This is a genomic window from Burkholderia sp. AU45388 (assembly GCF_030481585.1).
In the GTDB taxonomy this organism is placed as follows: Bacteria; Pseudomonadota; Gammaproteobacteria; order Burkholderiales; family Burkholderiaceae; genus Burkholderia; species Burkholderia sola.
This window is the reverse complement of record NZ_JAUJPV010000001.1, coordinates 251,142-275,166: the sequence shown is the minus strand read 5'-3', so window position 1 is coordinate 275,166 and position 24,025 is coordinate 251,142. Positions and strand designations below refer to the sequence as shown.

14 protein-coding genes are annotated in these 24,025 nt (G+C 71.9%); 12 read left to right on the top strand and 2 right to left on the bottom strand.

Annotation, left to right across the window (positions count from 1 at the left end):
* Positions 1 to 24: 24 nt before the first annotated feature.
* Positions 25 to 732: a succinate dehydrogenase/fumarate reductase iron-sulfur subunit gene (locus QZM72_RS01205; protein ID WP_050013958.1), complete on the bottom strand. Its 708-nt coding sequence runs from the start codon at positions 730 to 732 to the stop codon at positions 25 to 27.
* Positions 733 to 824: 92 nt separating this feature from the next.
* The gene (locus tag QZM72_RS01200; RefSeq protein WP_301736905.1) at positions 825 to 1,067 is read right to left on the bottom strand and encodes a DUF6566 family protein; all 243 of its coding nucleotides are present in this window, start codon (positions 1,065 to 1,067) and stop codon (positions 825 to 827) included.
* 176 nt (positions 1,068 to 1,243) lie between these two features.
* Between QZM72_RS01200 and QZM72_RS01195 the strand changes: the two genes are divergently transcribed.
* From QZM72_RS01195 to treY, 12 genes are all read left to right on the top strand, one after another.
* On the top strand, positions 1,244 to 1,939 hold the full coding sequence (locus QZM72_RS01195) for an MgtC/SapB family protein (protein ID WP_089471696.1): 696 nt from the start codon (positions 1,244 to 1,246) through the stop codon (positions 1,937 to 1,939).
* Positions 1,936 to 2,274 carry a hypothetical protein gene (locus QZM72_RS01190; protein ID WP_089471235.1) on the top strand — a complete coding sequence of 113 codons (339 nt, stop codon included), beginning with the start codon at positions 1,936 to 1,938 and terminating at the stop codon, positions 2,272 to 2,274. Before QZM72_RS01195 ends, QZM72_RS01190 begins: the two co-directional genes overlap by 4 nt.
* Positions 2,271 to 4,469 (top strand): VTT domain-containing protein, encoded by a 2,199-nt coding sequence (locus QZM72_RS01185; RefSeq protein ID WP_301736904.1) that lies wholly within the window; start codon positions 2,271 to 2,273, stop codon positions 4,467 to 4,469. Before QZM72_RS01190 ends, QZM72_RS01185 begins: the two co-directional genes overlap by 4 nt.
* On the top strand, positions 4,460 to 5,251 hold the full coding sequence (locus QZM72_RS01180; protein ID WP_301736903.1) for an endonuclease/exonuclease/phosphatase family protein: 792 nt from the start codon (positions 4,460 to 4,462) through the stop codon (positions 5,249 to 5,251). The genes QZM72_RS01185 and QZM72_RS01180 overlap by 10 nt, the downstream gene beginning before the upstream one ends.
* A gap of 28 nt (positions 5,252 to 5,279) precedes the next feature.
* Entirely contained in the window at positions 5,280 to 5,768 is a 489-nt protein-coding gene (locus QZM72_RS01175; protein WP_301736902.1) for a phage protein NinX family protein, read from the top strand.
* Between the two features lie 151 nt (positions 5,769 to 5,919).
* Positions 5,920 to 9,312, top strand: coding sequence for a maltotransferase domain-containing protein (locus tag QZM72_RS01170; RefSeq protein ID WP_301736901.1), 3,393 nt, complete (start codon positions 5,920 to 5,922; stop codon positions 9,310 to 9,312).
* On the top strand, positions 9,312 to 12,722 hold the full coding sequence (treS, locus tag QZM72_RS01165; RefSeq protein ID WP_301737223.1) for a maltose alpha-D-glucosyltransferase: 3,411 nt from the start codon (positions 9,312 to 9,314) through the stop codon (positions 12,720 to 12,722). Before QZM72_RS01170 ends, treS begins: the two co-directional genes overlap by 1 nt.
* Complete coding sequence (gene glgB, locus QZM72_RS01160) at positions 12,719 to 14,926, top strand: 1,4-alpha-glucan branching protein GlgB (protein WP_301736900.1); 2,208 nt, start codon at positions 12,719 to 12,721, stop codon at positions 14,924 to 14,926. The genes treS and glgB overlap by 4 nt, the downstream gene beginning before the upstream one ends.
* A 32-nt stretch (positions 14,927 to 14,958) precedes the next feature.
* On the top strand, positions 14,959 to 17,073 hold the full coding sequence (glgX, locus tag QZM72_RS01155; RefSeq protein WP_301736899.1) for a glycogen debranching protein GlgX: 2,115 nt from the start codon (positions 14,959 to 14,961) through the stop codon (positions 17,071 to 17,073).
* A gap of 9 nt (positions 17,074 to 17,082) precedes the next feature.
* On the top strand, positions 17,083 to 18,954 hold the full coding sequence (gene treZ / locus QZM72_RS01150) for a malto-oligosyltrehalose trehalohydrolase (protein WP_301736898.1): 1,872 nt from the start codon (positions 17,083 to 17,085) through the stop codon (positions 18,952 to 18,954).
* On the top strand, positions 18,951 to 21,176 hold the full coding sequence (gene malQ / locus QZM72_RS01145) for a 4-alpha-glucanotransferase (protein ID WP_301736897.1): 2,226 nt from the start codon (positions 18,951 to 18,953) through the stop codon (positions 21,174 to 21,176). The genes treZ and malQ overlap by 4 nt, the downstream gene beginning before the upstream one ends.
* Positions 21,173 to 23,938: a malto-oligosyltrehalose synthase gene (gene treY / locus QZM72_RS01140; protein WP_301736896.1), complete on the top strand. Its 2,766-nt coding sequence runs from the start codon at positions 21,173 to 21,175 to the stop codon at positions 23,936 to 23,938. The genes malQ and treY overlap by 4 nt, the downstream gene beginning before the upstream one ends.
* Positions 23,939 to 24,025 lie beyond the last annotated feature (87 nt).

Genomic DNA, 24,025 nt, shown 5'->3' with positions numbered 1-24,025 from the left:
AAGCACGCATTCAGACATCGCGCATCACACCGTCCGCCTGACCAGCATCGTCCGAATCTCCGAAATCGCCTTCGTCGGATTCAGCCCCTTCGGGCATACGTCCGTGCAATTCATGATCGTCCGGCAGCGGAACAGCCGGTACGGATCCTCCAGATCGTCGAGCCGTTCGGCCGTCGCCAGATCGCGCGAATCGGCGATGAACCGGTACGCCTGCAACAAGCCGGCCGGCCCGACGAACTTGTCCGGGTTCCACCAGTAGCTCGGACACGACGTCGAACAGCACGCGCACAGAATGCATTCGTACAGCCCGTCGAGCTGATCGCGCTCTTCCGGCGATTGCAGCCGCTCGCGCGCCGGCGGCGTCGTGTCGTTGATCAGGTAAGGCCGGATCGAGTGGTACTGGTTGAAGAAGTCGGTCATGTCGACGATCAGGTCGCGCACCACCGGCAGCCCCGGCAGCGGCCGCAACACGATCTCGCGCGGCAGCGTCTGCATGTTGGTCAGGCACGCGAGCCCGTTCTTGCCGTTGATATTCATCGCGTCGGACCCGCAGATCCCCTCGCGGCAGGAACGGCGATACGCGAGCGTCTCGTCGTCGCGCTTCACGCGGCCGAGCACGTCGAGCAGCATGCGGTCGTCCGGGTTCACGTCGATCTCGTAGCGCTGCAGATACGGCTGCGCGTCGCGATCGGGGTCGTAGCGGTAGATATGAAGCGTGCGCGGATCGCTCATCGGTTCCTCCCGGCGCGGGCCGGCATGGATGGGTTCACGGGATGCCGCGGGGCGGCTGTCGCGGCCATCGGCGCCCGCAAGCGCCATGCCGTTCAGTCGTCGTCCACCCGCTTGTCGATCAGATAACGGCCGCGCTCGAGCCCCGCGCGCAGCGCCTCGACCTCGGTCAGCCATTCGGGGCCGGCGGCCTCCGGCACCGCCAGCTCGATGCGCGCGCCGTCGACGTACACCTGTACCTCGTCGCGCCATGCGCCGCGCTCGTTGGGTCGCGCCCAGACCAGGATTTCGTGGCCGCGATACGGATCCCGAACCTGTGCGTCCTGTTGATGTGCCACGGTGGCCTCCTGCCTTATCTGCGATGGCGATGAAAAAAATGCGCACCGCATGACCGCCGTGCGCGCCGCCGCCCTCGCGCGCACGCGCCGTGCCCGGCCGGCACGCTGCTTGCGTCCCTTTTCCGCATCGAACCGCTGCCGGCCCGCATCGCGAAGGGCCGGAAGGGATGCACATCATGATCGGCCACCTCGAATTGCTTGGACGCCTGCTGCTGGCCGCGCTGCTCGGCAGCGTGATCGGGCTCGAACGCGAACGCCTGAACTGGGCCGCCGGGCTGCGCACGCACATGCTCGTGTGCGTGGGCTCCGCGCTCGTGATGCTGGTGTCGACGTTCGGCTTCGAGGACGTGCGTGGACAAAACGGCGTCGTGCTCGATCCGTCGCGGGTCGCCGCGCAGGTCGTGTCGGGCATCGGCTTTCTCGGCGCGGGCTCGATCCTGCTGCGCGGCGAGGTGGTGCGCGGGCTGACGACGGCCGCGAGCCTGTGGGCGGTGGCCGGCGTCGGGCTCGCCGCGGGCGGCGGCATGGTGGTTGCATCGGTCGGCGCGACGGCGATCGTGCTCGCGATCCTCGCGGGCGTGAAACCGCTCGAGCGCCGCTTCATCGCGCAGCGTCAGCAACGCACGCTGCTGCTCGTGGCCGAACGCGGCGGCCTGACGCTCGGCACGCTGCACGAGGCGCTCGGCCCCGGCCGCGTGCGCGTGAAACGGTTCATCGTCCAGCAGTCGGACGACGATCCGGACACCGACGACATCTCCGTCTCGTTCTCGCGCACGAGCGGGCCGGAATTTGCGGCGATCTGCGAAACGCTGCAAAACATCGCGTGCGTACGGACTTGTCAACCCGACACCTCGTCAAGGAGTTTCGCGTGACCCAGACCGACCTGCTCTCCTATCTCGTGACGAGCCAGCTCGCTGCCCGGATGCGCAGCGGTGCGTGGCTCACGACCGGCCAACTCGTCGGCGCGTTGCGCGCATGGCTCGCGTGCCGGCACGCCGACTGCGAGTGGCTCGACCGGATCAGGATCGCGCACGCGTCGGCGACGATCGCGCAGGAGATCTACGACATCGCGATCACGCACGGCGACCCGCAGAGCGGCGAACGCGTGCGGCTCGACGCGCATTCGCCGGAACTCCAGGCGCTGCGTGCGCGCTGCGACGCGCTGTTGCAGCGGATCGACGGCGACCGGGACGTCGGCGCGCGATGATCGTGGCGGATCGCGTGACCCGCGCCGACGAGCGGCGCGTCGACACGGCGCCGGCGGACGGCCCTTCGCGGCACGGCCTGCTCGAGCGCGGGCGCAACTGCGACACGATCCGCCACGCGGACCGCTTCGCGATGCTGGTCGACGGCGACGCGTACTTCTCGACGCTGCGCGCCGCCTTGTTGCGCGCGCGCCATACGGTGTTCATCGTCGGCTGGGACGTGGACAGCCGGATGCGGCTCGCGCCGGGCGGCGCAGACGACACGCTGCCCGACACGCTCGCGGCCTTCCTGCACGCGCTCGCGTCCGCCCGCCACAACCTGCGCATCTACGTGCTCGCGTGGGACTTCGCGATGATCTACGCGCTGGAGCGCGACTGGCCGCCCGTGTATCGGGCCGCCTGGCGCGCGCATCGCGGGATCCGGTTCCGGCTCGACGATACGCATCCGCGCGGCGCGTCGCATCACCAGAAGCTCGTCGTGATCGACGACCGGCTCGCGTTCGTCGGCGGCCTCGACCTGACGCGCGCCCGCTGGGACACGCCCGCGCATGCGGCCGACGACCCGCGCCGCCGCGACGAGCATGGCATGCCGTACGGGCCGTTCCACGACGTGCACACGATGTTCGACGGCGACGCGGCCGCCGCGATCGGCGAACAGGCGCGCGCCCGCTGGCTGCAGGCGTGCGGGCGCCCGATCGCGATCCGCGCGCAGCGGCATCTCGACCGGCCGGACGACCCCGATCCGTGGCCGCCCGGCGCGCCCGTCGACGTACGCGACGTGCGGCTCGGCATCGCGTATACGGCGCCGCGCCACGGCGGCCGCGAGGCGGTCACCCAGGTGCGCGCGCTCGTCGAGGACACGATCCGCGCCGCGCAGCGGCACCTGTATGTCGAAAATCAGTACTTCACCGCGGCGGTGGTGCGCGAAGCGTTGTCCGAACGCCTCGCCGATGCGGACGGGCCGGACGTGACCGTCGTCGCGCCGCGCGTGCAGAGCGGCTGGCTGCAGGAAGCGACGATGGGCGTGCTGCGCGCGCGGCTGCACGCGACGCTCGCGTCGGCCGACCGCTTCGACCGCTACCGGCTGCTGTATCCGCACGTCGACGGGCTTGGCGACGGGTGCGTGAACGTGCACAGCAAGGTCGCGATCGTCGACGACGAATGCATCGTGATCGGCAGCGCGAACCTGAACAACCGCTCGATGCTGCTCGACACCGAATGCTGCATCGCGCTGGTCGCGGCGGGCGATGCCCGCATTCGCGCGGCGATCGCCGGCATGCGCGAGCGGCTGCTGGCCGAGCACCTCGGCACGACGCCCGCGGCGGTGGCCGACGCGTTCGCGTGCGGAGCACGGCCGAACGTCGTCCTCGACCGGCTGCGCGCGAAGCCGGGCCGCACGCTGCGCACGCTCGACCCGGCCGTGTCGCCGCAATTCGAGGCGCTCGTGCCGGTCAGCGCGCGGCTCGACCCCGAGCAGCCGATCGAGCCGGACCGGTTCGTCCGCGAATTCGTGCCGCACGAGCAGCATCGCTCGCTCACCGCGCGATTTTTCGTGCTGGGCGCGGTGGTACTCGCGCTCGCCGCGCTGACGCTCGCGTGGCGCTTCACGCCGCTGGGCGCGCACCTGAACGTCGCGTCGTTGTCGCACGCGGTGGCCGGCATCGCGCGGCTGCCGGCCGCACCGGTGCTGCTGCTCGCGGCCTACGTGATCGCGGCGACCTTCGCGGTGCCGATCACGCTGCTGATCGCCGCGACGGGGCTCGTGTTCGGCGCGTGGCCGGGCTTCGCGTATGCGGGCGTCGGCTCGATGGCGGCGGCCGCCGCGACCTACGCGCTCGGCCGCTGGCTCGGGCGCGACGCGGTACGCCGGCTCGCCGGCGCGCGCGCGAACCGGCTGAGCGAGCACATCGGCCGGCGCGGCGTGGTCGCGATGGCCGTGCTGCGGCTGCTGCCGATCGCGCCGTTTACCGTCGTGAACCTCGTCGCCGGCGCATCGCACATCGGGCTGCGCGACTACCTGGTCGGCACCGCGCTCGGGATGCTGCCCGGCATCGTGCTGACCGTCACGTTCGCGCACCAGTTGACCGCCGCGCTCAGCCATCCGGAGCCCGGCGCGTTCGCGTGGCTCGCGGCGATCGGCCTCGCGCTGGTCGGCGTGTCGGTCCTGCTCGTGAGGATGCTGCGACGATGGCGCTGAGCAACGACCCGGCCCCGCCGCCGCACGTCGTCACCGCCGACGCGGCGCCCGCCGCCGCGCCCGGCGGGCGCGACCTGCGAATCGCGACCTACAACATTCACGGCGGCGACGGCGCGTGGCCGGCGCGCGCGGTCGACCGAATCGCGGCCGTGATCGACGAACTCGACGCGGACGTGATCGCGCTGCAGGAGGTGCCGCTCGGCGGCACGCGCACGCCGGACGTGCTCGCGCATCTGCGCGACGCGACCGGCATGCACGCGGTGGCCGGCCCGACGATCGACACGCCCGAGCGCCGCTACGGCAACGCGGTGCTGTCGCGCTGCCCGATCCGCGCGGCGCGCACGCTCGACCTGTCGTTCCACCCGCGCGAGCCGCGCGGCGCGCTCGACGCCGACATCGATTGCAGCGCGGGCCCGATCCGCGTGGTCGCGACGCATCTCGGGCTGTCGGCCAGCGAACGCAGCGCGCAGGTGCAGCGGCTTCTCGGGGCGTTCGACACGGGCGCGATGCCGGTGATCCTGCTCGGCGACATCAACGAATGGTTCGTGCGCGGGCGCGCGCTGCAGGCGCTCGTCACGCGGTTCCGGCGCGCGCCGGCGCCGCGTACGTTCCCGACCGTGTGGCCGGTGTTCTCGCTGGACCGGATCTGGATCCATCCGGGTGAGCTGCTGGTCGACGTGGTCGTGCATCGCAGCGCACGGGCGCGGCACGCGTCCGACCACTATCCGCTGGTGGCCCGGATGCGCGCGACACCCGCGACGGGCACGGCGCTTGCGCGGTGAGATTTTTTCGATCCGACGGAGGTAGCTCATGCGAACCGACGCACTCGACGGAAAGGATCTCGACTACTGGTGCGCACGCGCGTTGTGCGCCGACGACGAAGACACGCTGGGCTTCACGGCCGTCGCGCCGACCGTCGTCGTGACGGCCGCGTGCGACGCGCTCCGGCATCTCGACGCGCCGTTCGCGCCGTCGGCATCGTGGGCCGACGCGGGCGCGGTGCTCGATCGTGCGATCGATCTGCGGATCGCCCGCCACGGCGACGACGTCGAATGCGACGCGTCCTTCGTCGACGGCCCGTCGACCTGCGGCGCCCATGGGCGCGATGCGCGCGTCGCGTTGCTGCGTGCGTTCGTGCGCGCGCGCTTCGGCGACGAAGTGGACGAGCCGCCGCCGTTTCCGCACCGGATCGAACATGGGACGGTGGTGCGGTATGACCCAGGCGCGCCGATTCCGACTTCGGACAACGATCCGGCGACGGGCGACAGTTCGGACATCCGGTCGATACCGCGCATGTAGTACATCCGCGAGTCCAGCGGTCATGTAAAAACGACAGGCCCTTTCAAACCGGCTTCCCCGCACATGCCGTGCCCACGGGGCATCGCGCAGCAGGCACGCACGTTGCGACGCACCGACGGTTACCGCTCGCCGCCACCACCCGCGCCACGCCATGGACTCCACACCGCCGTTCGCTCCGCACCTCTACTTCTGCGACGCCCGCCTCGTCGGGCCGCTCGACGCATGGCCGCAGACCTTCGCGCATATCGCGGGAATGGGCTTCGATCACGTGCTCGTCGGCGCGTTCTGGGCCGCGAGCGTGGCCGGCTTTCCGCGCCACGTAGCCGATTTCCGGCGGCCGGCCCGGTCGTTCGAGACGCGCGCGAGCGCGCTCGAAACCTTCTCGCGACTCGCGCAACTGGCGAAGGGCCACGGGCTGCGCCTGCTGCTCGAAGTCGTGCCCGATCGCATCGCACGCGAGAACCCGCTACGCGCCGAGCATCCGGACTGGTACGTCGAGCGCACGCACGACGACGCATTGATCGACCCGCGCGGCACCGCGCACGCGCTGGACATCGCGCATGCGAACACCGGCGAGGAAGCGGTGCGCGACGCGCTGTCGGCATGGTGGTGCGCGCATCTCGCGGCGTTCGCCGACGCGGGCGCGGCCGGTTTCCTGATCGACGCGCCGCATCATCTGCCGGCCGACTGGTGGCCGGGCTGGCGCGCGGCGCTGCGCCGGGCGCGTCCGGACGTCGCGGTGCTCGCGGGCGTGCCCGGCCATGCGCGCGACGCGCTCGCGCAGCTCGAAGCCGCCGGGTTCGACGCGGTGTTTTCATCGGTGCGCTGGTGGGACCTGCGCGCGCCGTGGTTCGCGGACGAACACCGGCTGCTGCGGCGCATCGGCGCGCCGATCGCGTTTCCCGATGCGCCGGACGGCCCGCGTCTCGCCGACGACTGGCCCGACGCATCGGACGACACTATCGCCCGCGCGTATCGCCGCGCGCTGTGGACGGCGGCGGCCGTCGGCACCGGCTGGCTCGTACCGATGGGGTTCGAGCGCGGCGTGACGGTGCCGCTGATGGCGCGCGACGCGGATGCCGCGCGCTATCGCGCCGCGTTCGAGCACGCCCGTTTCGACCTGTCGGGCGCGCTCGCCGATGCGAACGCGTGGCGCCGCGCCACGCCCGTCGCGGCCACGCGCGGCGAGATCGTGCAACTGAGCGCGCCGGGCGCGGGCGCGACCGCGCTGCTGCGCGGCACCGGGCCGCTGCTCGAACACGACGACGCGGCGTTGCTGATCGCGTTGAATCCCGATCTCGACGCGCCCGCCACGATCGACCCCGCGACGTTCCTGCCCGGCGTGCCGGGCGGCTTCACGCGCGTCGCCACGCAGGACGGCGCGCACACGCAGCCGCCGGCCGCGCTCGAGCCGTTCACGCTCGCGCCCGGCGCGTATGCGCTGCTGCACGCCTGGCGGGCGCCGCCCGTCACGGCGCGCGCCGACGCCGCGCGCGAGCGCACCGCGCTGTCGGCGGCGCTGGCGGCCGACCGGATCGCGATCGAGCGCGTCGAACCGTCGGTCGACGGCGGCCGCTTCGCGATCAAGCGCGTGGTCGGCGAGCCGCTCGTCGTGAGCGCATCGATCTTCACGGACGGGCATGCGCATCTGGCGGCCGTGTTGCAGTGGCGCGCCGCCGATGGCGACGAATGGCGCGAAGTGCCGTTCGAAGCCGCGCCGAACGACCGCTGGCACGCCTGCGTCGCGCTCGACCGGCTCGGCCGCCACGAATTCCGCGTGGTCGCATGGCGCGACGACTGGGCGTCGCTCGTCACCGACATCGCGAAGAAGCGCGCGGCCGGCCAGGACGTCACGCTGGAGGTGCGCGAAGCGCAACTGCTGCTGGCGACCGCGCTGAAGCTCGCCGAGCCGGCCGATCCGCGCGCGCTCACGCAGATGAAACAGCGCATCGCGGAGCTCAAGGACGCCTCCCCCGACGATCGCCTCGCGCTGATCGGCGGGCCCGCGCTCGCCGATGCGTTCGCGGCGCTGCGCTACCGCCCGTTCGTCACGCACGACGCGACGGTCTACCCGGTCGACGTCGAACGCCGCAAGGCGCGCTTCTCGAGCTGGTACGAGATGTTTCCGCGCTCGGCCAGCGACGATCCGCACCGGCACGGCACATTCGACGACGTGATCGCGCATTTGCCGCGCATCCGCGACATGGGTTTCGACGTGCTGTATTTCCCGCCGATCCACCCGATCGGCACGTCCGCGCGCAAGGGGCGCAACAACAACCTGAGCGCCGGCCCCGACGACGTCGGCAGCCCGTACGCGATCGGCTCGCCCGACGGCGGCCACACGGCCGTGCATCCGCAACTCGGCACGCTCGATTCGTTCCGCGCGCTGGTCGACGCCGCGCGCGGGCACGGGCTCGAAATCGCGCTCGATTTCGCGATCCAGTGCTCGCCAGACCATCCGTGGCTGGCCGCGCATCCAGGCTGGTTCGCGTGGCGGCCCGACGGCTCGCTGCGCTTCGCGGAAAATCCGCCGAAGCGCTACCAGGACATCGTGAATCCCGATTTCTACGCGCCGGACGCGCTGCCCGACCTGTGGCTCGCACTGCGCGACGCGGTGCTGTTCTGGGTCGACGCGGGCGTGCGGATCTTCCGCGTCGACAACCCGCACACGAAGCCGCTGCCGTTCTGGGCGTGGATGATCGACGACGTGCGCGGCCGCCATCCGGACGTCGTGTTCCTGTCCGAAGCGTTCACGCGGCCGGGGATGATGTACCGGCTGGCGAAAGTCGGCTTCTCGCAGTCGTACACGTACTTCACGTGGCGCGAGTCGAAGCGCGACTTCATCGACTACCTGACCGAGCTGACGGCCGGCCCGCCACGCGAATTCTTCCGGCCGAACTTCTTCGTGAACACGCCCGACATCAACCCGCGCCACCTGCAGAACGCGCCGCGCTCGCAGTTCGTGATCCGCGCGGCGCTCGCGGCGACGCTGGCCGGCTCGTGGGGCCTGTACTCGGGCTTCGAGCTCGGCGAATCGGCGCCGCTGCCGGACAGCGAGGAATACGCGGATGCCGAGAAATACGAGCTGCGCGCGCGCGACTGGAGCAAGGCCGCGCATATCGGCACGGAAATCGCGCGGCTGAACCGCGCGCGGCGCGATCATCCGGCGCTGCAGACGCATCTCGGGCTCACGTTCGTCGACGCCGACAACGATTCGGTGCTCGTGTTCATGAAGGCGACGCCCGCGTTCGACAGCGTGGTGCTCGTCGCGATCAGTCTCGACCCGTGGCATCCGCAGGCCACGAACTTCACGCTCGATGCGGCGCTGTGGCGCGGCCTCGGGCTGGCCGACGGCGAGCCGCTCGATGCGCTCGAACAGGACGCCGCGCACGCGCAAAGCTGGCGCGGCCATCGCCAGTACGTGTCGCTCGATCCGCACGTGCGGCCGTACGCAATCTGGCGGCTCGCGCCGTCTCCGGGCGCCGCGCGGGCGGCGGCGCCCGAACCGGATCCCCCCCGCCGCCCTTCGGGAGCGCATGCATGATGAAACGCGAAGATTCCCTCGACGACGTGCGCCGCGCGCAATTCCCGTCGCTCGCGCCGGCCGGCACGCCGCGCCGGCGCCGCGCGCGCCGCCGCGAACCCGCGCTCTGTGCGGACGATCCGCTGTGGTACAAGGACGCGATCATCTACCAGGTGCACGTGAAGTCGTTCTTCGACTCGAACAACGACGGCATCGGCGATTTCCCCGGCCTGATCGCGAAGCTCGACTACATTGCCGAACTCGGCGTCGACACGATCTGGCTGCTGCCGTTCTATCCGTCGCCGCGCCGCGACGACGGCTACGACATCGCCGACTACCGCGACGTGCATCCCGACTACGGCACGCTGGCCGACGTGCGGCGCTTCATCCGCGAAGCGCATGCGCGCGGCATCCGCGTGATCGCCGAACTCGTGATCAACCACACGTCGGACCAGCATCCATGGTTCCAGCGCGCGCGCCGCGCGAAGCCGGGCTCCACGCATCGCGACTACTACGTGTGGTCGGACACCGACACGAAATACGCGGGCACGCGGATCATCTTCCTGGACACCGAAACGTCAAACTGGACGCACGATCCGGTGGCCGGCCAGTACTACTGGCACCGCTTCTATTCGCACCAGCCGGACCTGAACTTCGACAACCCGGCCGTCGTGCGCGAAGTGATCCAGGTGATGCGCTTCTGGCTCGATCTCGGCATCGACGGGCTGCGGCTCGACGCGGTGCCGTACCTGGTCGAGCGCGAAGGCACGAACAACGAGAACCTGCCGGAGACGCACGCGATCCTGAAGCGGATCCGCGCGACGATCGATGCCGAGTATCCGAACCGGATGCTGCTCGCGGAAGCGAACCAGTGGCCGGAAGACGTGCAGGAATACTTCGGCAACGAGGACGAATGCCACATGGCGTTCCACTTCCCGCTGATGCCGCGCATCTACATGTCGATCGCGAGCGAGGATCGCTTCCCGATCCTCGACATCATGCGGCAGACGCCGGCGCTCGCGCCGAGCAACCAGTGGGCCGTGTTCCTGCGCAACCACGACGAGCTGACGCTCGAGATGGTCACCGATTCGGAGCGCGACCTGCTGTGGCAGACCTATGCGAGCGACCGCCGCGCGCGGCTGAACCTCGGCATCCGGCGCCGGCTCGCGCCGCTGATGGAGCGCGACCGGCGCCGCATCGAGCTGATCAACTCGCTGCTGCTGTCGATGCCCGGCACGCCGGTGATCTACTACGGCGACGAACTCGGGATGGGCGACAACATCCACCTCGGCGATCGCGACGGCGTGCGCACGCCGATGCAGTGGTCGTCGGACCGCAACGGCGGCTTCTCGCGCGCCGACCCCGAACTGCTGGTGCTGCCGCCGGTGATGGGCTCGCTGTACGGCTATGACGCGATCAACGTCGAGGCGCAGACGCGCGACCCGCATTCGCTGCTGAACTGGACGCGGCGCATCCTCGCGACGCGCCGCGCGTCGCAGGCGTTCGGGCGCGGCACGATCCGCTTCCTGCGCCCGGACAACCGCAAGGTGCTCGCCTACCTGCGCGAGCTGGACGGCCACGAGCCGGTGCTGTGCGTCGCGAACCTGTCGCGCGCGTCGCAGGCGGTCGAACTCGACCTGTCCGAATTCGCGGGCCGCGTGCCGACCGAGATGACGTCCGATTCGCCGTTTCCGCCGATCGGCCAGCTCCCGTATCTCCTCACCTTCCCGCCGTACGGGTTCCTGTGGTTCGTGCTCGCCGAGCACGGCCGCGAGCCGTCGTGGCGGCAGCCGCATGCGGAGCCGCTGCCCGAATACGTGACGCTCGTGATGCGGCGCGGCGATACGCGGCCGGACGTGTCGCAACTGCATGCGCTCGCGCACGACGCGCTGGCGTCGTGGCTCGCGCGGCGGCGCTGGTTCGCGTCGAAGGATCGCAAGATCGGCGACGCGTGGCTGAACGTCGTCACGCCGATTCCGGACGAGCCGTTCCAGTATGCGGAGGCGTGGGTGTCCGCGAGCGACGGCGGCGTCGAACGCTACGTGGTGCCGCTCGCGACCGCGTGGGGCGGCGAGACGTCCCATCCGCTGTTCGCGCAACTGGCGCTCGCACGCGTGCGGCGCGGCCATACGGTCGGCTACCTGACCGACGCGTTCGCGTTGCCGGCGTTCGCGCGCGGGATGCTGCGCAAGCTGCGCGACGGCGCGACGGTGCCCACGTCCGACGGCGGCCAGCTCACCTTTCTGCCGGAAGACGCGCTCGCCGGGCTGGACCCGGGCGACGACGCGGAAGTGCGCTGGCTCGCGGCCGAGCAGAGCAACAGCTCGCTCGTGATCGGCGACGCGATCGTGCTGAAGCTGGTGCGCAAGGTCGCGCACGGCATTCATCCGGAAGCGGAAATGAGCCGGCACCTGACGCGCATCGGCTACGCGAACACCGCGACGCTGGCCGGCGAAGTCGTGCACGTCGATCCGGACGGCACGCCGCACACGGTCGCGATCCTGCAGCGCTATGTCGACAACCAGGGCGACGCGTGGACGCGCTCGTTCGATTTCCTGCGGCGCGCGATCGACGAACTCGCGCTGCCGGCCGCGGACGAAGGCGAGGCGGCCGAAACCGGCGAGGAGCCCGACGCGCTGCTCGGTTACGCGGCGTTCGCGGGCATCATCGGCACGCGGCTCGGCCAGTTGCACGTCGCGCTCGCGCAGCCGTCCGACGATCCCGCGTTCGCGCCGGAACGCGCGACGCCCGATCACGTCGAAGGCTGGTGCGTGGACGCGATCGCGTCGTTCGAGCGCGCGCTCGACGTGCTGCGCACGCGGCTCGACGCGCTCGATCCGGCCACCCGCGCGTCGGCCGACGCGCTGCTCGCGTCGCGCGACGCGGCCGTCGACGCGCTCGGTGAACTCGTACCGCGCACGCTCGACGCGCAATGCACGCGGATTCACGGCGATTTCCACCTGGGCCAGGTGCTCGACGTGCAGGGCGACGCGCTGCTGATCGACTTCGAAGGCGAACCGGCGCGTGCGCTCGAGCGGCGTCGCGCGAAATCGCATCCGCTGCGCGACGTGGCCGGCCTGCTGCGCTCGCTGTCGTACGTGAGCGCGACCGCGCAGTTCGCGATCGAAAAGGCGCCGCCGCAGGCGGCCGGCCGCAAGCGCGCGCTGTTCGACCGCTTCGGGCAGGCCGCCGCCGACCGCTTCGTCGAATGCTATCGCGCGGCCGCCGACCACGCGCCCGCGCGCTTCGTCGATCCGCACTACGCGGATCGCCTGCTCGCGCTGTTCCTGATCGACAAGGCGTCGTACGAGCTGTGCTACGAAGCCGCGAACCGGCCCGACTGGCTGAGCGTGCCGGTCGGCGGGCTCGCGGCCCTGGTCGACCGGCTGCTCGGCGACGGCGTGCTGCCCGACGACGGAGGAAACCCATGACCGACACGCTGTTCGAACGCGCCGATATCGATGCGCTGCTCGCCGGCCGCCATCCCGACCCGTTCGCGTGCCTCGGCCCGCACGAACAGGCCGACCAGGTCGTCGTGCGGGCGCTGCTGCCCGGCGCGGAGCGCGTGCGCGCGCTGTCGCCGGACGGCGCCGAACTCGGCGCGCTCGCCTGCGTCGATCGCGCCGGCTGCTTCGCGGGGACGATCGCGCACGACGGCGGCTCGCCGCATTACCTGCTCGCGATCGACTGGCCGGATGCGCACCAGGTGACCGACGACGCGTATGCGTTCGGCACGCTGCTCGACGAAGCGGCGCTCGCGCGTTTCTCGGCCGGCGACCCGGCCGCCGTGCTCGACTGCCTCGGCGCGACGCCGATGCGTGTCGACGACACCGACGGCGTGCGTTTCGCGGTGTGGGCGCCGAGCGCGCAGCGCGTCTCGGTGGTCGGCGATTTCAACGCATGGGACGGGCGCCGCCATCCGATGCGGCTGCGGCGGCCGTCGGGCGTGTGGGAGCTGTTCGTGCCGGGCATCGGCCCGGGCGAGCGCTACAAATACGAGCTGCGCGCGGCCGACGGGCGCGTGCTGCCGCACAAGGCCGACCCGTGCGCGCGGGCGACCGAGGCGCCGCCGCGCACGGCGTCGGTCGTCGCCGACGTCGCGGCGCTCGACGCGTTCGCATGGCACGACGACGGCTGGATGCACGCGCGGCCGCGCAACGACCGCTACCGTATGCCGTGGTCGATCTACGAGGTCCATCCGGAATCGTGGCAGCGCATCCCCGAGGACATGGAGCGCAGCGCGACGTGGGACGAACTCGCCGAGCGGCTGATTCCATACGTGAAGGGAATGGGCTTCACGCACGTCGAATTCATGCCGATCGCCGAATACCCGTTCGGCGGCTCGTGGGGCTATCAGCCGCTCGCGCAGTTCGCGCCGTCCGCGCGCTTCGGGCCGGTCGACGGCTTCGCGCGCTTCGTCGACCGCGCGCATGCGGCCGGCATCGGCGTGCTCGTCGACTGGGTGCCCGCGCATTTTCCGAACGACGCGCACGGGCTCGCGCAATTCGACGGCAGCGCGCTGTACGAGCATGCCGATCCGCGCGAAGGGATGCATCCCGACTGGAACACCTGCGTGTTCAACGTCGGGCGCACCGAGGTCGGCGCGTTCCTCGTCGCGTCGGCGCTCGCGTGGGCGCGCCGCTATCACGTCGACGGCATCCGTGTCGATGCGGTCGCGTCGATGCTGTACCGCGACTATTCGCGCAAGGAAGGCGAATGGGTGCCGAACGTGTACGGCGGCCGCGAGAACCTCGAATCGGTCGCGTTCCTGCGCCGGCTGAACGACACGCTGCACGGTGACGCCGCGCCGCCCGGCGTCGTCACCGTCGCGGAGGAATCGACCGCGTGGCCGGGCGTCACCGCGCCGACCGTCGACGGCGGGCTCGGCTTCGACTTCAAGTGGAACATGGGCTGGATGCACGACACGCTCGCGTATCTGCACGAAGACCCGATCCACCGCCGCTATCACCACGACCGGATGACGTTCGGGCTCGTATACGCGTTCTCCGAGCGGTTCGTGCTGCCGCTGTCGCACGACGAGGTCGTGCACGGCAAGGGTTCGCTCGTCGCGAAAATGCCCGGCGACGCGTGGCAGCGGCTCGCGACGCTGCGCGCGTATTTCGGCTTCATGTGGGCGCATCCCGGCAAGAAGCTGCTGTTCATGGGCAGCGAATTCGCGCAATGGAGCGAGTTCGCGCACGATGCGACGCCGCACTGGGACTTGCTCGACGCGCCCGCGCATCGCGGCGTGCAGCGGCTCGTGCGCGACCTGAACCGCACGTATGCGGCCGAACCGGCGCTGCATGCGCTCGACTGCCACGCGGCCGGCTTCTCCTGGCTGATCGGCGACGACCGCGACAACAGCGTGTTCGCGTTCGCGCGCCGCGACGATGCGGGGCACCTGGTCGTCGCCGTGTGCAACTTCACGCCCGTGCCGCGCGCCGGTTATCGGCTCGGGCTGCCCGCGCCGGGCCACTGGCGCGAACTGATGAACACCGATGCCGCGTCGTACGGCGGCACCAACGCCGGCAACGACGGCGCCGTGTGGGCCGAAGCCGTGCCCGCGCACGGCGAGGCGTGGTCGGCGACCTTGCGCCTGCCGCCGCTCGCGACGCTGTGGTTGACCCCTGCCTGATCCCCCACCTCCCCGACACGGAGATCCATCCCATGCCGACCGCCCTGCCCGACCGTCTCGAACCCGGCCGCAGCTACCCGCTCGGCGCGACCTGGGACGGCCTCGGGACCAACTTCGCGGTGTTTTCCGCGCACGCGCACCGGATCCAGCTGTGCGTGTTCGATCCGACCGGCCGCAGGGAACTCGCGCGCCTCGACCTGCCCGAATGCACCGACGAGGTGTGGCACGGCTACCTGCCGAACGCGCATCCGGGCACCGTGTACGGGTTCCGCGCGGACGGCCCGTACCAGCCGCAGCACGGCCACCGCTTCAATCCGACCAAGCTGCTGCTCGACCCGTACGCGCGCAAGCTGGTCGGCCAGTTCCGCTGGTCGGACGCGCTGTTCGGCTATCGCGTGCATTCGAACCGGGCCGACCTGTCGATGGACCGCCGCGATTCGGCGCCCGCGATGCCGAAAGCCGTGGTCGTCGACGAGGCATTCGACTGGAGCAACGACCGCCGCCCGAACGTGCCGTGGCGCAGCACCGTGATCTACGAGACCCACGTGCGCGGCGCATCGATGCGCCGCGCCGGGCTGCGCCCGCCGGAGCGCGGCACGTTCGCGTCGCTCGCGCATCCGGCGTTCGTCGACCACCTGCTGTCGATCGGCGTGACGACGGTCGAGCTACTGCCGATCCACGCGTTCCTGCAGCAGCGCGAACTCGTGAAGCGCGGGCTGCGCAACTACTGGGGCTACGACACGGCCGCGTTCTTCGCGCCGGAGCCGTCGTACCTGACGACGCGGCGGCTCGACGAGATGCGCATCGCGGTGCGCCAACTGCATGCGGCCGGCATCGAGGTCGTGCTCGACGTGGTCTACAACCACACGTGCGAAGGCAACCAGCTCGGGCCCACGCTGTCGTGGCGCGGGCTCGACAACGCGAGCTATTACCGGCTGCGGCCCGACGATCCGCGTTACCACGTCGACGAGACCGGCTGCGGCAACACGCTGAACCTGTCGCATCCGCGCGTCGTGCAGATGGTGATGGATTCGCTGCGCTACTGGGCGACCGCGTTCAACATCGACGGCTTCCGCTTCGATCTCGGCGTGACGCTCGGCCGCGAGGACCACGGCTTCGAGCCCGGCGCGGGGTTCTTCGACGCGTTGCGGCAGGACCCGGTGCTCGCGCAGCGCAAACTGATCACCGAACCGTGGGATCTCGGCCCCGGCGGCTATCAGCTCGGCCGCCATCCGCCCGGCTTCGCCGAGTGGAACGACCGGTTTCGCGACACCGTGCGGCGCTTCTGGCGCGGCGACGCCGGGCAGCGTCCGGAACTGGCCGCGCGCCTGTCGGGCTCGGCCGACCTGTTCAATCACGGCCGGCGCCGTACGTGGGCGTCGATCAATTTCGTCACCGCGCACGACGGCTTCACGCTGGCCGACCTCGTGTCGTATGCGGGCAAGCACAACGACGCGAACGGCGAGGACAACCGCGACGGCCGCGACGACAACTGCAGCGCGAACTGGGGCGCGGAAGGGCCGACCGACGACGCGGCGATCCGCGACGTGCGCCGGCGCGTCGCGCGCTCGATGCTCGCGACGCTGTTTACCGCGCTCGGCACGCCGATGCTCGTGGCCGGCGACGAATTCGGCCGCACGCAGCACGGCAACAACAACGCGTATTGCCAGGATAACGAACTGTCGTGGCTCGACTGGGACCTCGCGCACAGCGAAGCCGGCGTGGAAATGACGCGTTTCGTGTCGCGGCTCGCCGCGCTGCGGCGCATGTATCCGGTGATGTCGGCGCCGCGCTATCCGTCGGGCGACCGCGACGGCGCGCCGGGCATGCGCGAGATCGGCTGGTTCGACGAACGCGGCGACGCGCTCACCGTCCCCGCGTGGGAAGACGGCGAACGCCGCGCGCTGACGATGCGGCGCGTCGGCACCGGCCGCACCGGGCGCACCGAGGCCTTGCTCGTGATGCTGAACGCGTCGGCCGACACCATCACGTTCATGCCGCCCGCGCCCGTGCTCGATTACCGGATCCTGCTCGACACCGCGAACCCCGATTCCGGCCCGCGCTCGTGGCCGGAAGCCGGGCTCGACGTCGCCGCGCACGCGGCCGTGATCGCGGTCGCGGCCGTGCCACCCGACCTGTCTTCGTGAGGAGCCGCCATGACGCCCCGTTCCGCCCCTTCGCCCGGCACGCACGCGTACGCGTCGTCGTTCGGTGCGACCTGCCTCGATGCGGATCGCACGCGCTTCCGGCTGTGGGCGCCCGCGAGCCGCACGGCCGCCGTCGAACTGCAGGACGCCGGCGGTCGCGCGATCCCCATGACGCCGGCCGGCGACGGCTGGTTCGAGACGATCGCGCCGTGCGGCCCCGGCACGCTGTACCGCTACCTGCTCGACGATGCGCTCGCGGTGGCCGATCCCGCGTCGCGCTTCCAGCCGTACGACGTGCTCGGCCCGAGCCAGGTGGTCGATCCGGCCGCGTACCGCTGGCGCAACGACGCGTGGCGCGGCCGCCCGTGGCACGAGACGGTGCTGTACGAACTGCACGTCGGCGCATGCGGCGGCTACGCGGCCGTCGAGCGGCGGCTGCCGGCGATCGCCGAACTCGGCGTGACCGCGGTCGAGCTGATGCCCGTCAATGCGTTCCCCGGCGCGCGCAACTGGGGCTACGACGGCGTGCTGCCGTTCGCGCCCGACGCGTCGTACGGGCGGCCCGAGGAACTGAAATCGCTGGTCGACACCGCGCACGGGCTCGGGCTGCAGGTGTTCCTCGACGTCGTGTATAACCACTTCGGCCCCGAAGGCAACCTGCTGCCGCGCTACGCGCCCGACTTCTTCCGCGCGGACCGGCAGACCGCGTGGGGGCCGGCGATCGACTTCTCCCGCCCGCAGACGAGCACGTTCTTCATCGACAACGCGCTGTACTGGCTCGACGAATACCGCTTCGACGGGCTGCGCATCGACGCCGCGCATGCGATCGACGACGATGCGTGGCTGCGCGAACTCGCGCGCCGCGTGCGCGCCTACGCGGGCGACGCACGCCACGTGCATCTCGTGCTGGAGAACGAGCGCAATAGCGCGAGCCTGCTCGGCCCGGGCGGCTTCGACGCGCAATGGAACGACGATTTCCACAACAGCGCGCACGTGCTGCTGACCGGCGAGCGCGACGGCTATTACCGCGCGTACGCGGACGCACCGCTGCGTCATTTCGCGCGCACGCTCGGCGAAGGCTTCGCGTACCAGGGCGAGCCGTCGCCGCTGCACGACGGCGCCGCGCGCGGCGAACCGAGCGCGCACCTGCCGCCGACCGCGTTCGTCGCGTTCCTGCAGAACCACGACCAGATCGGCAACCGCGCGTTCGGCGAACGGCTGCGCGCGCTCGCGAACGACGACGCGGTGCGCGCGGCCACCGCGCTGATGCTGCTCGCGCCGTCGATCCCGCTGCTGTTCATGGGCGAGGAAGACGGCAGCACGCAGCCGTTCCAGTTCTTCACCGACTATCGCGGCGCGCTCGCCGATGCGGTGCGCGAAGGCCGGCGTCGCGAATTCGCCGCGTTTCCCGCGTTCGCCGACGCCGCGCATCGCGACGCGATTCCCGACCCGAACGACATCGCGACGTTCGTGCGTTCGTCGTCGCACCATCCGCCCGACGAATCGTGGCCCGACGCGGCCGCGTGGCGGCGCTTCTACCGCAGCGCGCTGGCCGTGCGCGCGGCGCTCGTGACGCCGCACCTGGCCGATGCGCGCGCGCTCGGCGTCGCGTTGCTCGCGGGCGACGGCGACCCGCCCGCGCTGCTCGCGCGCTGGCGCCTCGGCGACGGCAGCACGCTGACGATCGCGCTGAATCTCGGCTCGCACCACGCGACGCTGCCCGCGCTGCCGGTCGGCAAGATCGTGTTCGAGACGCCGCCGCGCGCGCGCGACCGCCTGCCCGGCGGGCACGTGCCGCCGCGCGCGTGCATCGCGTGGCGCGACGGCGCGGTCAACCACGATGCGCGGCAGCACCGCGCGAACGGACGGAGCCCGTCATGACGACCGACGTCCCGATCGCGGCGCTCGCCCGCGCGGCCGGCCTGGCACCCGACTGGACCGACGCGGGCGGCGTCGCGCGGCGCGTGGACGACGACGCGCTCGTCGCGCTCGTCGACGCGCTCGGCTGGCCGTGCGGCACCGCGATCCAGCGGGTGGACAGCGCGGCGGCGCTCGCCGATGCGAAGGCCTCCCCGCCGCGCGTCGTGACCGGCGATGCCGGCCAGCCGCTGACGCTGCCGGCGACCATCGCGGCGCCGGGCGCGCGCTTCCGGATCTCGCTCGAAACCGGCGGCCACGTGGACGGCCGCGTGGGCGGCACGGGCGAACACGGCACGCTGCCGCCGCTCGCGATGCCCGGTTATCACGCGCTCGACATCGGCGAGCAGCGCGTCGGGCTCGCGATCGCGCCGCCGCGCGCGCAGCCGTTCGACACGTTCGCCCGCCCCCACGACGCGGGCCGCCGTTGGGGCATCGCGGCGCAGCTCTACAGCCTGCGCCGCACCGGCGACGACGGCGCGGGCGACTACACGGCGCTCGCGCGGCTGGCGGCGCGGGCCGCTCGCCACGGCGCGCAGGCGGTGGCGATCAGCCCGACGCACGCCGGCTATCCGGCGCTGCCCGCGCACGACAGCCCGTATTCGCCGTCGTCGCGACGCTGGCACAACGTCGCGTATCTCGACTGCGACGCGGTGCCTGGCGCCACTGCCGCGCAGCGGGCATCCGCCGGTTCGGCCGATGCCGCGCTGATCGACTGGCCGCGCGTGCTGCCCGCGAAGCTGCGCCGTCTGCGCGCGTGCTTCGACGCATGGCGCGCCAGCGACGACCCGTCGCGCGATACGTTCCAGCGTTTTCGTGCGGCGGGCGGCGCGGCGCTCGACGCGCATGCGCGCTTCGATGCGTTGCAGGCGTTCTGCATCGAGCACGGGATCGGCGCGGACTGGCGGCAATGGCCCGCGCAATGGCGCATGCCGGGATCGGCGGAAGTCGACGCGTTCGCGCACGCGCATGCCGACACGATCGCGTTCCACACGTTCCTGCAATGGTGCGCGTCGCGCGCGCTCGGCGACGCGCAGCACGCGGCGCGCGGCGCGGGCATGGCGACCGGCCTGATCGCCGATCTCGCGGTCGGCTCCGATCAGGCCGGCAGCGACGCGTGGGCGCACGGCACGACGCTGCTGCGCGGCGTATCGCTCGGCGCGCCGCCCGACCTGTTCAATGCGGCCGGCCAGGCCTGGGGCGTGACGACGTGGACGCCCGACGCGCTGCGCGCGGACGGCTTCATGCCGTTCATCGAGCTGCTGCGCGCGGCGTTCGCGCACGCGGGCGGCATCCGCATCGATCACGTGCTCGGCTTCGCGCGGATGTGGATCGTGCCGGACGGCGGCTCGCCGCGCAGCGGCGCTTACCTGCGCTATCCGCTCGACGATCTGGTGCGGCTCGTCGCGCTGGAAGCGGCCCGCCATCGCGCGATCGCGATCGGCGAGGATCTCGGCACCGTGCCGGCCGGCTTGCGTGAACGGCTCGGCGCGCAAGGGGTCGCGGGGATGCGCGTGCTGTGGTTCGAGCGCGACGCGAACGGCGCGTTCCGGCCGCCGTCCGCGTGGGATCGCGAGGCGATCGCGATGACCTCGACGCACGATCTGCCGACCGTGGCCGGCTGGTGGCGCGGCGTCGATCTCGGGTGGCGGCGCGTTGCGGCCGACGCCGAAGCCGCGAAGCGGCGCGACGAAGCGCAACCACCGCACGATGTCGCCGCCCCGGCGCCGGACGATGCGAGCACGCACGATTCGGACGAGATCGTGCAAAGCATGGCGTACGGCCACGACACCGTGCAGCGCCCCGATTCGAATCGCTCGACGCCCCCGCCGCCGCCGGAACTGCTCGCCGCTCACAGGGAACGCGCCACCGAGCGCGCGGCGCTGTGGCACGCGCTGCAGCACGCAGGCTGCGCGCCGGCCGGCGCCGCGGTGCCGCCGGCCGACATGCCGCCGGTGAACGCGATCCTGGCCTACGTCGCGGGCAGCCCGTCGCCGCTCGCGCTGCTGCCGCTCGAGGATCTGCTCGCGCTCGACGCGCAGCCGAACCTGCCGGGGCCGCCATGCGGCCATCCGAACTGGCGGCAGCGGCTGCCGCGCCCGATCGACACGCTGTTCGACGCCGACGTGCGCACGCGCATCGCCGCCGTCGTGCAGGCGCGCCGCGCGCAGGGGCACCGCCCATGACCCCACGCGCGACGCTGCGACTGCAGCTGCATGCGGGCTTCACGTTCGACGACGCGGCCGCGCACGCCGACTACTTCGCGCGGCTCGGCGTGAGTCACCTGTACCTGTCGCCGGTGTCGACGGCCGAGCCCGGCTCGCTGCACGGCTACGACACCGTCGACTACGGCGCGCTCGGCGCGGAACTCGGCGGCGAAGCCGGCTTCATCCGGCTCGTCGACGCGGCGCGCGCGCGCGGCCTCGGCATCATCATCGACATCGTGCCGAACCACATGGGCGTCGGCGGCTCGTCGAACGGCTGGTGGAACGACGTGCTCGAATGGGGGCCGGCCAGCCCGTACGCGCGCTATTTCGACATCGACTGGCATCCGCCCGACCCGGCGCTCGACGGCAAGGTGCTCTTGCCGTGCCTCGGCGCGCCGTACGGCGAGGCGCTCGCGGCCGGCGACATCACGCTGCGCGCCGATCCGGCCGCGGGCCGCTTCTATATCGCGTGCCCGGGGCGGCGGTTGCCGGTCGCCGCCGCCACCTACGCGGAAATCCTGCGCATCGCGAATCGCGCGGACCTGAACGCGCTCGCCGAGCGCTTCGACGTCGCGCCGATCCGCGACAGCGCGCGGCTGGCCGCCGCCCATGCGGCGCTGCGCGACCATGCGGCCGCGCACGGCCCGCATGCGCTCGACGCGGTGTTGCGCGGCGCCGATCCGCGCCGCGCACGCTCGCGCGCGTGCCTGCACCGGCTGCTCGAACGCCAGCACTACCGGCTCGCCTGGTGGCGCACGGCGGCCGACGAGCTGAACTGGCGGCGCTTCTTCGACATCGCGACGCTTGCCGGCGTGCGCGTCGAAGACGAGGCGGTGTTCGACGCCGTGCATGCGCTGCCGCTGCGGCTGCACGCGGCCGGACTCGTCGACGGCGTGCGCGTCGATCACGTCGACGGCCTCGCCGATCCCGGCGCGTATTGCCGCCGGCTGCACGCGCGGCTCGCCGCGCAGCGCGACGCGCGACCCTACGTCGTCGTCGAGAAGATCCTCGCGCCCGGCGAAGCGCTGCGCACCGACTGGGCCGTCGACGGCACCACCGGCTACGACTTCATGAACGACGTCGGCGCGCTGCTGCACGACCCGGCCGGCGCCGAACCGCTCGCCGCGCACTGGGCGGCCATATCAGGTTCGGCGCGCACGTTCGCGCAGGAAGCGCTCGACGGCAAGCGGCGCGTGCTGATGCGCCAGCTCGCCGTCGAGCATGCGCGCGTCGCGCGGTTGCTGCACGGCATCGCGCGGGCGTCGCCCGCGACGCGCGACATCAGCCTGATCGCGATCCGGCGCGTGCTGGGCGACCTCGCGGTGCGGCTACCCGTGTACCGGATGTATCCGGCGCCGGGCGTCGAACCGGCCGACGCCGACCGGCGCGTGCTCGCGCATGCGTACGACGGTGCGTATGCGGCGGTCGATCCGACCGACCGCTTCGCGCTCGAGCGTGTCGCCGCGTGGCTCGGCTTGCCGGTCGCGCGGGTGCCGCGCGTGGACGCCGATGCGCTGGCCGCGGCGCGGGTCGCGTTCGCGCAGCTCACCGCGCCGCTGGCCGCGAAAGGCGTCGAGGATACGGCCAACTATCGCTACGGGCGGCTGCTGTCGCGCAACGAGGTCGGCGCCGATGCCGGCGACTTCAGCCTGTCGCGCGGCGCGTTCCATGCGCGCAACCGGCGCCGCGCGCGCACGGTGCCGCATGGGCTCGTCGCGACGGCCACGCACGACCACAAGCGCGGCGAGGACGCGCGGGCGCGGCTCGCGGTGTTGAGCGAGGTGCCCGATACGTGGCGCGCGGTGTCGCTCGACTGGTCGGCGCTGAATCTGCCGCATCGCGGCGGTGCGCACCGCGACCTCGCGTGGACGCCGGGGCCGGCCGCCGAGGCGATGCTGGTCCAGACGCTCGTCGGCTGCTGGCCGCCGGCGCTCGCTCCCGACGACGCGGCCGGCCTCGACGCGCTCGCGACGCGCGTCGTGCAATGGCAGACGAAGGCGCTGCGCGAAGCGAAGCAGTACACCGACTGGCTCGCGCCCGAGCCGGACTACGAGCACGGCTGCGAAGCGTTCGTCCGCGCGATCCTGACGCCGCGCGGCACGGGCGATTTTGCGCATCGGCTGCATGCGTTCGTCGCACGGATCGCGCCGGCCGGCGTCGTCAACAGCCTGACGCAAACGGCGCTGCGGATCGCGTCGCCCGGCGTGCCCGATCTCTATCAAGGTACCGAGTCGTGGGATCACTCGCTCGTCGATCCGGACAACCGGCGCGACGTGCCGTTCGCGACGCTGGCGGCTGAATCGGTCGATGGGCCGGTTGCGTCGTATCTGCCGACGTGGCCCGATGCGCGCGTGAAGCGCGCGCTGATCGAACGGATGCTGGCACTGCGTGCGCGATGGCCCGCGACGTTTGCGGACGGGGCTTACGTTCCGCTGCGCGTGCGTGGCCCGCTTGCGCGGCACGTGGTGGCGTTCGCGCGGTGCGACGACGCGGCTACCGTGGTGATGGTCACGACGCGGCTCGCGTGCCGGTTGCTCGGCGAAGCGCCCGCGTTGCCGCGCGTGGAGCCTGCGCGATGGGGAGATACGGCGGTCGTGCTGCCGCGCGACGTGGAAGGGCCGTGGATCGACTGGCTGAATGCGGGCGACGCGATCGATGCGCCGGAAGGAGTGCTGGCGCTCGATCGCTGTCTGGCAGAGTTGCCTGTGGCGGTGCTGGTCGCGGCGCGGAGAGGAAATTGAAGCCGATGCCCGAGCGGCATTAGCGACGCAGGAAGTGGGACACGGACGCGATCGAGGCTGCTGAAGGGAAGTGATCGTATTTGGCAA